This window comes from Achromobacter semiaridum (genome assembly GCF_053543755.1).
Genome location: NZ_JBLVOL010000008.1, coordinates 34,476 through 45,992, shown reverse-complemented (window position 1 = coordinate 45,992; position 11,517 = coordinate 34,476). Strand labels below are relative to the sequence as shown.

Annotated in this window: 11 protein-coding genes and 1 tRNA gene; 8 read left to right on the top strand and 4 right to left on the bottom strand. The window is 61.8% G+C overall.

All coding sequences use genetic code 11. The annotated features are described in order from the left end of the window. On the top strand, positions 1–1,687 hold a 1,687-nt coding region (locus ACNPP0_RS02240; protein WP_448704906.1), incomplete at its 5' end, for an acetate--CoA ligase family protein. Here the strand turns inward: ACNPP0_RS02240 and ACNPP0_RS02235 are convergent. The 3 genes from ACNPP0_RS02235 to htpG all read right to left on the bottom strand — a co-directional run bounded on the left by ACNPP0_RS02235 (position 1,647) and on the right by htpG (position 5,261). Beyond that, positions 1,647–2,903 (bottom strand): type II toxin-antitoxin system HipA family toxin, encoded by a 1,257-nt coding sequence (locus ACNPP0_RS02235; RefSeq protein WP_448704905.1) that lies wholly within the window; start codon positions 2,901–2,903, stop codon positions 1,647–1,649. The genes ACNPP0_RS02240 and ACNPP0_RS02235 overlap by 41 nt on opposite strands. Beyond that, entirely contained in the window at positions 2,900–3,157 is a 258-nt protein-coding gene (locus tag ACNPP0_RS02230; RefSeq protein ID WP_448704904.1) for a helix-turn-helix transcriptional regulator, read from the bottom strand. Before ACNPP0_RS02230 ends, ACNPP0_RS02235 begins: the two co-directional genes overlap by 4 nt. Positions 3,158–3,362: 205 nt before the next feature. Continuing rightward, positions 3,363–5,261, bottom strand: a complete 1,899-nt coding sequence (gene htpG / locus ACNPP0_RS02225; RefSeq protein WP_448704903.1) for a molecular chaperone HtpG — start codon at positions 5,259–5,261, stop codon at positions 3,363–3,365. Positions 5,262–5,501: 240 nt separating this feature from the next. On the opposite strand from htpG, the gene ACNPP0_RS02220 reads away from it, so the two are divergent. The 4 genes from ACNPP0_RS02220 (at position 5,502) to ACNPP0_RS02205 (ending at position 8,194) form a co-directional block, all read left to right on the top strand. After that, positions 5,502–6,887, top strand: coding sequence for a uracil-xanthine permease family protein (locus tag ACNPP0_RS02220; RefSeq protein WP_448704902.1), 1,386 nt, complete (start codon positions 5,502–5,504; stop codon positions 6,885–6,887). Positions 6,888–7,049: 162 nt separating this feature from the next. Further along, positions 7,050–7,134: transfer RNA gene (locus ACNPP0_RS02215), tRNA-Leu, on the top strand. Between the two features lie 263 nt (positions 7,135–7,397). Next, positions 7,398–8,036, top strand: a complete 639-nt coding sequence (locus tag ACNPP0_RS02210) for a nucleotidyltransferase domain-containing protein (protein ID WP_448704901.1) — start codon at positions 7,398–7,400, stop codon at positions 8,034–8,036. After that, a complete protein-coding gene (locus ACNPP0_RS02205; protein ID WP_448704900.1) occupies positions 8,033–8,194 on the top strand; it encodes a hypothetical protein in 162 nt (53 codons plus the stop codon). The genes ACNPP0_RS02210 and ACNPP0_RS02205 overlap by 4 nt, the downstream gene beginning before the upstream one ends. Before the next feature lie 171 nt (positions 8,195–8,365). On the opposite strand, the gene ACNPP0_RS02200 is transcribed toward ACNPP0_RS02205, so the two are convergent. Further along, positions 8,366–8,545: a hypothetical protein gene (locus ACNPP0_RS02200; RefSeq protein ID WP_448704899.1), complete on the bottom strand. Its 180-nt coding sequence runs from the start codon at positions 8,543–8,545 to the stop codon at positions 8,366–8,368. Positions 8,546–8,907: 362 nt separating this feature from the next. Between ACNPP0_RS02200 and ACNPP0_RS02195 the strand changes: the two genes are divergently transcribed. The 3 genes from ACNPP0_RS02195 to ACNPP0_RS02185 all read left to right on the top strand — a co-directional run. Beyond that, entirely contained in the window at positions 8,908–9,525 is a 618-nt protein-coding gene (locus ACNPP0_RS02195; RefSeq protein ID WP_448704898.1) for an HAD family hydrolase, read from the top strand. A 37-nt stretch (positions 9,526–9,562) separates the two neighbouring features. Further along, positions 9,563–10,993, top strand: a complete 1,431-nt coding sequence (locus tag ACNPP0_RS02190) for a hypothetical protein (protein ID WP_448704897.1) — start codon at positions 9,563–9,565, stop codon at positions 10,991–10,993. Positions 10,994–11,052: 59 nt separating this feature from the next. Further along, on the top strand, positions 11,053–11,517 hold a 465-nt coding region (locus ACNPP0_RS02185), incomplete at its 3' end, for a MarR family winged helix-turn-helix transcriptional regulator (protein WP_189371350.1).

Genomic DNA, 11,517 nt, shown 5'->3' with positions numbered 1-11,517 from the left:
GTGCGGCGCCTATGCCTATTGCATGGCGCGCGAACGCGGACTCGGCCTGTCGCACTGGATCAGCACCGGCAACGAAGCCGACATCGACGTGGCCGACTGCATCAACTGGCTGGCGCAGGACGCCGACACGCGGGTCATCATGGCCTACATGGAAGGCTGCCGCGACGGCGCCAAGCTGCGCGGCGCACTGGCCGCCGCGCGCGACGCCGGCAAGCCCGTGGTCGTCACCAAGATCGGCCGCACCCAGGCCGGCGCGCAGGCCGCTGCGTCACACACCGCCGCGCTGGCGGGCGATGACGCCGTCTACGACGCGCTGTTTCGCCAATACGGCGCGCTGCGCGCGCGCAGCATCGAAGACTTCTTCAACCTGGGCTATGCGCTGGACACCTGGCAGCAACGCCCCAAAGGCAAGCGCCTGGGCATCTTCACGATATCCGGCGGCGTTGGCGCCTTGATGGCGGACGAGGCCGAGGAAGCCGGCCTGTCGCTACCCGAACCCGACGCGGCCGCGCAGGCCCGGCTGCTGGAACGCGTGCCCTTCGCCGGCCCGCGCAACCCGGTCGACGTCACCGGCCAGGTGGTGTCCGAACCCGGCCTGCTGCTGGCCACCGCCGACGACATGCTGGCCGACGGCCGCTACGATGCGCTGGCGGTCTTCCTGGCCGCCGCCGGATCGTCGGAAGCCTTGTGGCCCACCTTCGAGACCTTTGCCCGCGAGATGCGCGCCCGCCACCCCGACGTGCCACTGGCCTTCTGCGCGCTGTTCCCGCCTGAGCGCCGCCGCGAGCTTGAACGGCTGGGCACGCTGGTATTCGAAGATCCTAGTGCCGCGATACGGACGATAGGCGCGGTGGCGGGCTTGGCTGCGGCGTCGGGGGTTACGTCGGATACCGCGTCGAATGCTGTATCGAATGGCAGCACAAATGGCATCTCCAAGGCCGCGTCGGATGCCTCCGCCCACACCTCAATGCCGCCAGTTGCAGCAAGCACCGAGCCGCTGCGCGACACCTACAACGAAGTGCAGGCGAGGGACGTCCTGCGCCCAGCCGGCCTGCCCGTGCCCGACTGCACGCTTGCCACCGACGCCGACTCCGCCGTGGCCGCCGCTGCCCGCGCGGCCGGCCCCGTGGTCTTGAAAGTGGTGTCGCCCGACATCCTGCACAAAAGCGATGTAGGCGGCGTGAAGCTGAACCTGTCGGGCGAAGACGCCGTGCGCCACGGCCACGCCGCAATCCTGGACAGCGTACGCACGCACTGCCCCACTGCCCGCATCGACGGCGTGCTGGTCGCGCCCATGGCGCCCAAAGGCGTGGAGTGCATCGTGGGCATGCACAGCGACCCGGTCTTCGGCCCCGTCGTCATGTTCGGCCTGGGCGGTGTCTTCGTCGAAGTACTGAAAGACGTCAGCTTCCGCCTGGCGCCCTTTGACCATGCCCAGGCTTTGTCGATGATCCGCGAAATCAAGGGCTACGCGCTCCTGCAAGGCGCACGCGGCGCACCGCCTTGCGACATCCATGCGCTAGCGGATGCCTTGGTGGCGCTGTCGCGTTTCGCGGATGCGCGCCGGGAAGATTTCAGTTCCGTGGAGATCAACCCGTTGTTGGCGCTGCCGGATGGGCAGGGGGTGCTGGCCTTGGATGCGGTGCTTATTCCCAGCGCTGGGCGTGCCGGCGTGCGTTCGTCTTGATCCAATTGCCCAGGCGTTCGATCAACGTACGTTCGGACCCGGCGGCGGACTGCGCAAACAGGCTCGCCTGCACAGCCTCCAGTGCCTCGGGCAACGCGGTCATCAACGACCGCGCCACCGTCACGCCGTAGCGCGGGTGAAAGCCCAGGTCCGTGGCCATGGCCTCGATCTGTTCGCGTCCGATGCTGCCCGGGGTCATCACGCCGCCCACGGAAAACGCAAAGCGGCGGGAAAGCCCCGGGTACATCGCGGTACACATCAGGTCATAGAACGGTGCCAGCCGGTATTGCCCGTTCGGCGACTGAAGCACGGACAGGTTCTTGGCGTGGCTGTCGTTGTTGCCCACATAGAGATTGAAAATCACCCATTGCAAGAATCGCTTATGGTCGCCCGCGCCCACGCCCATGCCGGCCAGCAAATGGCGGCAATCCGCCAACGTGGGGCCTCCGTCCGCTTCGTACTTCACGTCCGACGGCGTGCCCGCCAATTGGCACAGGTCCAACTGATGCAAGCGCAGCAAGCCGCCTTGACCATCGTCCAAGCGGTCATAGCGCTTGATCAGGCAGGCGTGGGTGTCGCGTTGATAGTGCGCGTCCGCCACACCCAAGCCAAGCTGCGCCGCCAATTGCATCACCAGGGTTTCGTTCAATGCCGACGCCCACACCCCTTTCAGGCCACGAATGTCGGGCTTCAAGATATGCGATGACGGCGCCGAGCCTTCGGGCATCGCGGGCGAGCCGTCCGGCAACACCGACAGCAATAGCTTGTCTTGCGCGCCTGCCAGGGATATTCGCGCGCCCTCGTCGCTCTCGGCTACCAGCGCGGGCACCGCGCCGTGCTTCAAGCGTTCGGCAATGGCTTGCCAGGTCGTGGGCCGATAATGCGCGGGCGCGGGCTTTTCACCTTGCGGCAATATCGTCAGCCCGCTGGCCGTGTCGCCGCCCACGCTGCGCAGCAGCCCGAATACCGTCGTCGCGTGGCGGCTAAGTTGCAAGAACTTGCGTACCTGCCCTTCAGGCAGCAGGTTTTCAAAGAAGGCATGAACGGCGTCGCCGGCGTGATCAGCCTGCGTCAGCGGCATCGTCGGGGAAATGGCCTGCGCGTCCGAACCTTTCCGCCACGACTCGTCGTACACAAAGCGCAACGGCCGCTCGTCATACAAGCGGCCTACCTTGCGCAACCCTTGATAAAGATCCAACGCCTCCGACGCTGTCATGGCAGCCTCGGGCGTTTCGGCACAACTTGCACTTCAAGGCCAAGCAGATCCAGCATGTCCAACACCTTCTGCAATTGCAGCGTGGGCTTGCCGCGCTCAAGGTCCCCCACAAAGCGGTTACCCGAACCAGACAGGCCGGCAAGATCGGCTTGAAGCAAGCCTTGATCGCGTCGCATGGCTTTCACCAGTTCGCCCAGGTCGGCTGCGGTGCGTATGGTTGCTGGCAACGTGGGGTGGGCGTGGTCGATAGGCATGGATGCCTCCAAAATTACCGTTCGGTAAGTTTATGGTGTTTCGGCCACGAATCCAATTGAATATTCCCGATCGGTAATATTTCTCGCAAAACACTGCGATTTCATTGAAATATTACCGATCGGGAATATTTGGCTTTTTGGTAGATTTCGGCAAAAAAAGAGCGCCCGGTTTCCCAGGCGCCCTCTCATCCCACCACCCCGCCGCTTACTTCAGCAGCAAGGCATTCAAGCGCTTCACAAACGCGGCCGGGTCGGCAATTTGCGCGCCTTCAGCCAGCAGGGCCTGATCCAGCAGCAGACGCGCCCACTGATCAAACTCCCCATCTTCAGCCGTACGAATGCGCGCCAGCAGCGGGTGTTCCGGGTTGATTTCCAGCACCGGCTTCACGTTCGGCGCTTCCTGGCCCGCGGCCTTCAGCATGCGCAGCAGGTGCGGGCTGAGTTCATTCTGGCCCACCACCACGCACGCCGGCGAATCCACCAGACGCAGCGTCACGCGCACTTCCTTCACCTGATCTTCCAGCGTCTTTTGCAGGCGCTCGACCAAGGGCTTGAAGTCTTCAGCCACTTCGGCTTGATGCTTCTTTTCTTCTTCGTCGGCCAGCTCGGCCAGGTCCAGCCCGCCCTTGGCGACCGACACCAGCGACTTGCCGTCGAATTCGCGCAAGTAAGACAGCATCCATTCGTCAACGCGGTCGGACAGCAGCAGCACTTCGATGCCCTTCTTGCGGAAGATTTCCAGATGCGGGCTGTTGCTGGCGGCGGCAAACGTGTCGGCCGTGACGTAATAGATCTTGTCCTGGCCTTCCTTCATGCGCGACACGTAGTCGGCAAACGAGACCGTCTGCGCTTGGTCGCCCGAATGCGTGGACGCAAAGCGCATCAGCTTGGCGATGCGTTCCAGGTTGGCGGAATCTTCGCCCGCGCCTTCCTTCAGCACCTGGCCAAATTCCGTCCAGAAGGTGGCGTAGTCTTCCGGCTTGTTTTCGGCCAGGTCTTCCAGCAACGACAGGATGCGCTTGGCCGACCCTTCCCGAATGGCGCGCACGTCGCGGCTTTCTTGCAGGATTTCGCGCGACACGTTCAAAGGCAGATCGGCCGAATCGATCACACCGCGCACAAAGCGCAGATACGACGGCAGCAGCTGGTCGGCATCATCCATGATGAACACGCGCTTGACGTACAGCTTCACGCCGTGGCGGCCGTCGCGGTCCCACATGTCCATGGGCGCGTGCTTGGGAACATACAGCAGTTGCGTGTATTCGCTGCGGCCTTCCACGCGGTTGTGCGTCCAGGCCAACGGGTCGTCGTAGTCGTGCGACACCGTCTTGTAGAACTCGCGGTACTGCTCGTCAGTGACTTCCGACTTGTTGCGGGCCCACAGCGCATTGGCCTGGTTCACCGTTTCCAGTTCTTCGGTCTTGACCTGCTCGCCCTTTTCCTGGTCCCACTCTTCTTTGGCCATGCGGATCGGCAAGGAAATGTGGTCGGAATAACGACGCAGGATCTCGCGCAGCTTCCAGCCGTTCAGGAATTCGTCTTCGTCGGCACGCAGGTGCAGCGTGACGTCGGTGCCGCGCGTGGCTTTCTCGGCGGCGGCAATCGTAAATTCGCCCTGGCCGTCGGATTCCCACTGGATCGCGTCCGTGGCGCCCGCGCGGCGGCTGACCACCGTGACCTTGTCGGCGACGATGAACGACGAGTAAAAGCCCACGCCGAATTGGCCGATCAGCTGCGCGTCTTTTTGCTTGTCGCCCGTCAGCTGGGAGAAGAATTCCCGCGTGCCGGAGCGCGCGATGGTGCCCAGGTTGGCGACGGCTTCGTCGCGCGACAGGCCAATCCCGTTATCCGAGATGGTGATGGTGCGGGCAGCCTTGTCGTAGCCGACCGTGATGGCAAGCTCGCCATTGCCTTCCAGCAATTCGGGCCGGTCGATGGCTTCAAAACGCAGCTTGTCGCAGGCGTCCGAGGCGTTCGACACAAGCTCGCGCAGGAAAATTTCCTTGTTGCTGTAGAGCGAATGGATCATCAGGTGCAGCAGTTGCTTCACCTCGGCCTGGAACCCCAGGGTTTCGGACGTGGAAGACGTGGCGGTTTGGCTCATGGTTCTACGTGAAGTAAAAAATTAGGGACAAATGAAAAGGAAAGCGAAACAGGGAACGCGATACAGGGAACCCAAAAAGGGAACCCAAATACCGAAATTCCGGGGCGACGTGCCCACGCGGAATCCGGGAAACCCTACTGAGGTGGGGGCTATCGGGAACTTTTCAAGGCCCCGTCGCGGCAGCGGCGCGATCCCCGCTAAAATCCCGCACTTTCTCCTACCCCGGCCGGCCTTCCGCCCATGCAACCCGCCTCCCTGTCCCAACCCGCCCCCCACGCCGCCGACGACGCGCGCAGCCATGACCTGGTCTACGGCCCCGACGACCGCCCCGCGCCGCCCGTCGCCTTCGTCGCCGCGTTACAGCACCTGCTGGCCATCCTGGTTCCCATCGTCACCCCCGGCCTCTTGATCTGCCAGGCGCTGGGCGTCAGCAGCCGCGACACCACGCTGATCGTGTCCATGTCGCTGGTCATCTCCGGCATCGCCACCTACGTGCAATGCAAACGCTTTGGCCCGCTGGGCGCCGGCTTGCTCATCGTGCAGGGCACCAGCTTCAACTTCGTCGGGCCGCTGATCGCGGGCGGCTCCGTCATGGTCAAGCAAGGCACGCCCGTCGAAGCCGTCATGGCCGCGATCTTCGGCGTGGTCATCGCCGGATCGTTCGTGGAAATGGGCATCAGCCGCATCCTGCCCTTCGTCAAACGCCTGATCACCCCGCTGGTGACCGGCATCGTCGTGCTGTTGATTGGCCTGACCTTGATCAAGGTCGGCCTGATCAGCATGGGCGGAGGTTTCGGCGCCATGGCCAACGGCACCTTCGCCAGCGCCGAGAACCTGACGCTGTCCGGCCTGGTGCTGGGCACCATCATCCTGCTGAACCGCGTGCCCGTCGTCTGGATCCGCAGCACGGCGCTGGTGCTGGCGCTGGCCGTCGGCTACATCGCCGCCGCGTCCATGGGCCGCCTGGACTTCACCGGCGCACGCGAAGCCGCCCTGTTCCAGATCCCCGTGCCGTTGCACTTCGGCCTGGGCTTCTCGTGGGCGCTGTTCGTGCCGATGCTGATCATCTACCTGGTCACGTCGCTGGAAGCCATCGGCGACGTCACCGCCACCAGCAAGGTGTCCAAGCAGCCGGTCGAAGGCCCGCTGTGGATGCAGCGCATCAAGGGCGGCGTGCTGGTCAACGGCGCGAATTCGCTCCTGGCCGGCGTGTTCAACACCTTCCCCAGCTCGGTCTTTGCGCAGAACAACGGCGTGATCCAGCTGACCGGCATCGCCAGCCGCCACGTCGGCGTCTGGATCGCCGGCATGCTGATCCTGCTGGGCCTATTCCCCGGCGTGGCCGGCGTGCTGCAAGCCGTGCCCGAGCCCGTACTGGGCGGCGCCGCCATGGTGATGTTCGGCGCGGTGGCCGCGTCCGGCATCAACATCCTGGCCGGCATTCAGCTGGACCGCCGCGCGCTGCTGATCATCGCGGTATCGCTGGCCTTGGGGCTGGGCGTGTCGCAAGTGCCTGAAATTCTGTCGCACCTGCCGCATGCGGTGAAGAGCGTGCTGGAATCGGGCGTTGCCACCGGCGGGATTTGCGCCTTGGTCATGAACTGGTTCTTGCCGGAAAAGAAGTAGATAGTGCTTGAGCGCTGGGTCCGTTTTCGGCTGGATGGCCGGGCGGATCCGGCTCTGATCAGGGGCTGGATGTGAGGCCGCCTGACAATTTTTGAAAGTACGCATATAATCGCTGTCTTCGTTCTCCCGCAGCCGTCATCTGGACGTGTTCGCGACCCCCTTGCCCGGGTGGTGAAATTGGTAGACGCAGGGGACTCAAAATCCCCCGCCGCAAGGCGTGCCGGTTCGATTCCGGCCCCGGGCACCAGAAAGCTCTCAAGCATCCGTCGGTTTTTTTTAGACCGCGCAACGCAAATTTCTCAGCATTTACTGCACCATACGTTCCGCCTCTTGATGGCGTAGAGCGATGTGGTCGTGAACGAGATACTCGTTTGATGAGCCGAGAATGCGCTACCGAAGATTCCAAAGCCTCTGCGCACGCAGAGGCTTTTTTTGTTGATGAGCTTGGCGGGGACAAAGCAAGCCGCACGTTGAGCTACTCGTGCACGGCCGCTTCCAAAGATACCCAATTTGGGTACAATCAAACCCAATATGGGTATAACGATCGAAGCCCCTCTCACGCACAGCGGTCTCGCCGACGCGCTTTTTCCTGGCACCAAACAACGCGTGCTGGGGTTGCTGTTCGGCCAGCCGGATCGCAGCTTCTATGCCACGGAAATAATCGGTCTAGTCTCCAGCGGTTCCGGATCGGTGCAACGCGAGTTGGCCAACTTGGCGCAGACCGGCTTGGTCACGGTGAAGGCGGTCGGCAACCAGAAGCACTACCAAGCCAATCCCGACTCGCCCATCTTCGCGGAGCTATGCGCCATCGTGCAAAAGACGATCGGCCTGGCCGGACCGCTACGCGAAGCGCTCGCCCCTCTGGCCCCGAAGATCATGGCGGCGTTCGTCTACGGCTCGGTTGCTAAAAATACCGACACCGCTCGCAGCGATATTGATTTGATGCTGCTTAGTGACGACATCAGCTACGGCGATGTGTTTGCGGCGCTGGAGGATGTGGGAAATAAGCTCGGCCGACCAGTGAACCCCACCATCCTCACGCGCAAGGAATTCACCAAGCGCATAGAGGCACAAGAGTCTCTCCTGACTCGAGTTCTGGCGCAGCCCAAGATCTGGATCATAGGAGCCGATGGTGACCTCCCCGCTTGAAAAAGCTGAGTGGCCCGGGAAAATCGCTGAAGGCTGAGCCTCCCGATATCAAAGAATTTGAACGCCTGAAACGTTCAGGGCACGCAAGGCTGCGCGACGCCTGCAACGTGTCGCTTTCAATAGAGAGCCGCTTCGACTTGGCCTACAACGCCGCGTGACGCGCGTTAAACACGCTTCGTCCAGCATCGCATCATCCCCTCCAAGCATTGCCCTCCTCGGGCTTAGACGGCCATACGCCCCCGGCTAATGCCCCGCGCGTGGGGCATGGTACGCACTGCAATGCAGTGCTCACGCACCCAGCTAAAAAAGAGCGCCATGAAATAGCGCACCTACTTTTTATCTCCGGTCAGAGCCATGTAGCAGCCCGCGTAGCCCAAGTTCTCGAACTCATCTACAGCTTTCGATTTCCGTTCGGCCGACTCGTAGGACGGAACCCGGAACGCCTGCTCAATGAAGAGCGTTTTGATGCCCTTCATGTACTCGTCCTCTGTTCTGGATGCGTCTTCCATAAGCTGCCTCATGGATGCGCCATGCTGACGCTTTTCCATAATTCCTCGCGCAATAGATGATGAGATTGCGCACTCCTTCATGATCTCGTCAGACGAGGGGGCCGCGACAGCGTTCGAAGATAAAGCAACCGCACACGCGAGCTGGGCGAAGAACCAATTATATATTTTGACCATTGATGGCCTCTCCTTGTGAGGCGTCGAGTTTACCTAGTCGCAACCTGCTAAACGAAAACCCCTTACGGAGACCCCACTCAAAGCTTCGCTCTGCTTTTTAGCCGCTAAAACCGCTGTTGCGATAAGCTTGCCTCCACTCGCCCACCGCACCGTGGACATTCATTTTGACAAGCACCGGGGGCCCTCCGATGGCGATCAAAGCCGTAGCGTTTGATGTGTTTGGGACATTGGTCCATATCCAGCGGCCTACTCGCCCGTTTCGAAAGTTGGTCCGTCTGCTGCATGAAGCCGGTCGTCGGCGGCAGCGTGACGACGGGGTTCGGGCAATGAGCAATGTGTTGGACCTCAGGCAAGCGGCAAGCTTGTTTGGCGGGATGGTTAGTGAAGAAGATTTGTGTGGGTTGGAGGCCGAGTTGCATGAGGAGATCCAATCGATCTCACTCTTTGACGATGCCATTCCCACCCTGACTGCTCTGAAAGACCGAGGCATCAAAGTGGCGCTCTGCTCAAACCTTGCCGCGCCGTATGGGCCGCCGGTGCTGAAACTGTTGCCCGTCCGGCCGGACTTTTGCGCCTGGTCGTACGAAGCTAGCGCAGTGAAGCCGCAGCCGCAGATCTATCAATACCTTTGTGAGGGTATTGGCTGCCGGCCGGATGAGGTCTTGATGATTGGCGACACCGTCGATGCCGATATGATCGGCCCGCGAAAATTCGGTATGCAGGGATACCACTTGAATCGCCAGGCAGCCACGCCAGCTAGCAGCGATTCTCTGCGTTCGCTAAGTGATGTGCTGAATTTTGTTTAACTGATTCTTGTCAACTGATCGGCCGCATCCCCTCCCAATGACCACCACCCCCTACCGGGATTACCTCTTCGGCCTGATCATCTCGATTGCCCTGGCCGGCTGGCTGGCATTCCTTGGCCTTACCGCCGCGTTAACTCCCGACCTGGGCTGGGGCATCGTCGCCCTTCTTACTGCCGCAATCTGGGTGGGCGGGCCACTGGCCATCCTGCTGATCATCGTCTGGCTCTATTACCTTTCTCGCGATCGGGGCCGGGTGCCGGGCCGGGTCCATGCCTGGTTGTTCTTGCCTACGCTGATCGCCATGCTGATTTACCCGGCCAGCGAATCGTTCGAAAAATCCAAGCGCGAGCGCTTTAGCGATGCGCATCCCTATATTGCTGAAACGCACGTCAACCTTAGCGGCAAAGATCTGTGGATTGACACCACGCCTTACGCCACCACGTCGTCCGGTGCAGGGCCAAGAATGCCGTTTGCGGCCGCTGAATCGCAGCAGTTCATGGTGTTCAATCGATATCCCAGCCCGGCCGCGACCCAGCCTTTTCCGTATGACGGCGCGCGCTTGCGCGAGGATATCGCGCAGTACAGATATCTTTCTGCGTCGGGCGATGCTGTCGCCGCATCGTTGCCGTTGACGCGTCTTGCTTACCCGGACGTGGCGCGCTTTTCATCGGCGCTGAATAAGCCGGATAGATCGATGTTGCGGTATCTGTATTTTCATTATCCGGACCGCGTTGAGGTTGCGCCTGCGCTGAACCGTTTGGCGGGGATGACGGAGCAGCGTCTTGATCGACAGGGGCAGCACGGGCTGGTGTTGCTCAGTGCGGTGAACTACACGACCGGCGCTATCGCACGGCTTGAAGTGAATGGCCAGACGCTGGATATCGGCGACCGCGCGCTTGTGTCCGTCGCGCCGCTGCCGGCCGCCTGCCATGAGTTTGCGCAGCCTATCGGTGCGGCGTTTATTATGCTTAGCCGGCCGCTGGCGCTGCGGTGGCAAACGACTGGCGCGGTGGATGCGGCTGGGGCGGCGGCGATGGCGGCCGGTACGATAACCCCGGCCGGAGACATCGGCGCGACCGGCGCGCCGGAAGCGCCGGAAGCGCCGGGAACGCCGGAAACGCCGGGAACGCCGGAAACGCCAAAACCGCCGGGCACACCAGGAACGCCCGACACGCCTGAACCCAGCAGCACTGCCAACGCCGCCCACCCGTGGCACACCGCAACGCTGCACGCGCCCGCATTTCGACATCCTGAACCCGTTGACGGAGAATCCACGCTGATGCGGCTTCAGTTGAATTTCCTGCCCGACGGCACGGTCGAGGTCGAACGTTTTGTGCACGTCCATTTACCCAAAGACAAACTAGGCATACGCGCAACAGGCATACCCGAACGGGCGGTCCCTTACGCAAGCTGCGGCAGCGCAACCCGCACATACAACCCACAAACCGTCACGCTGCTGGCAAACTAGGCAACCCGCATCCCGTTGATAAAAATCATCATGACCCATGCATTGCTTCGGATAGGCTTATGCGCAATATGAAAGGCAAGTCCTCGTCCACCACGGAAGGCTATTTGTTTTCTGATCAGATAGGTCACCTGCTGCGGCGTGTCTATCAGCGTCACACCGCTTTGTTTCAGCACTACATCCCCGACTCTCAGCTCACCGCCGCGCAGTTTGTCGTGCTGTGCTCGGTGCGGGATAACGGTGCAAGTTCACTGGCGGATCTAGTCAAGGCGACGGTCATTGACCAAGCTACGGTGCGCGGCGTGGTAGACAGGTTGAAGCAGCGCGAATTGGTGCAGGTGGATCACGACCCGGTTGACCGGCGCAAAGTGGTGATCAACCTGACGCCCGTCGGGCAAGCGCTGGTTCAAGAGATGGAACCGTTCGCCAAGCAGATCACGGAAAGCACCTACGGCAATCTGAACCCGGCCGAGCGCGTGGCGCTGCATTTTCTGCTGACCAAAATGCTGAACGGGGACGAACAGGCC

Excerpts from the sequence above, each read along its gene's own strand:
- ACNPP0_RS02235 (WP_448704905.1), bottom strand. The coding sequence starts at position 2,903 with ATGACAGCGTCGGAGGCGTTGGATCTTTATCAAGGGTTGCGCAAGGTA.
- ACNPP0_RS02230 (WP_448704904.1), bottom strand. The coding sequence starts at position 3,157 with ATGCCTATCGACCACGCCCACCCCACGTTGCCAGCAACCATACGCACC.
- htpG (WP_448704903.1), bottom strand. The coding sequence starts at position 5,261 with ATGAGCCAAACCGCCACGTCTTCCACGTCCGAAACCCTGGGGTTCCAG.
- ACNPP0_RS02220 (WP_448704902.1), top strand. The coding sequence starts at position 5,502 with ATGCAACCCGCCTCCCTGTCCCAACCCGCCCCCCACGCCGCCGACGAC.
- ACNPP0_RS02200 (WP_448704899.1), bottom strand. The coding sequence starts at position 8,545 with ATGGAAGACGCATCCAGAACAGAGGACGAGTACATGAAGGGCATCAAA.
- ACNPP0_RS02195 (WP_448704898.1), top strand. The coding sequence starts at position 8,908 with ATGGCGATCAAAGCCGTAGCGTTTGATGTGTTTGGGACATTGGTCCAT.
- ACNPP0_RS02190 (WP_448704897.1), top strand. The coding sequence starts at position 9,563 with ATGACCACCACCCCCTACCGGGATTACCTCTTCGGCCTGATCATCTCG.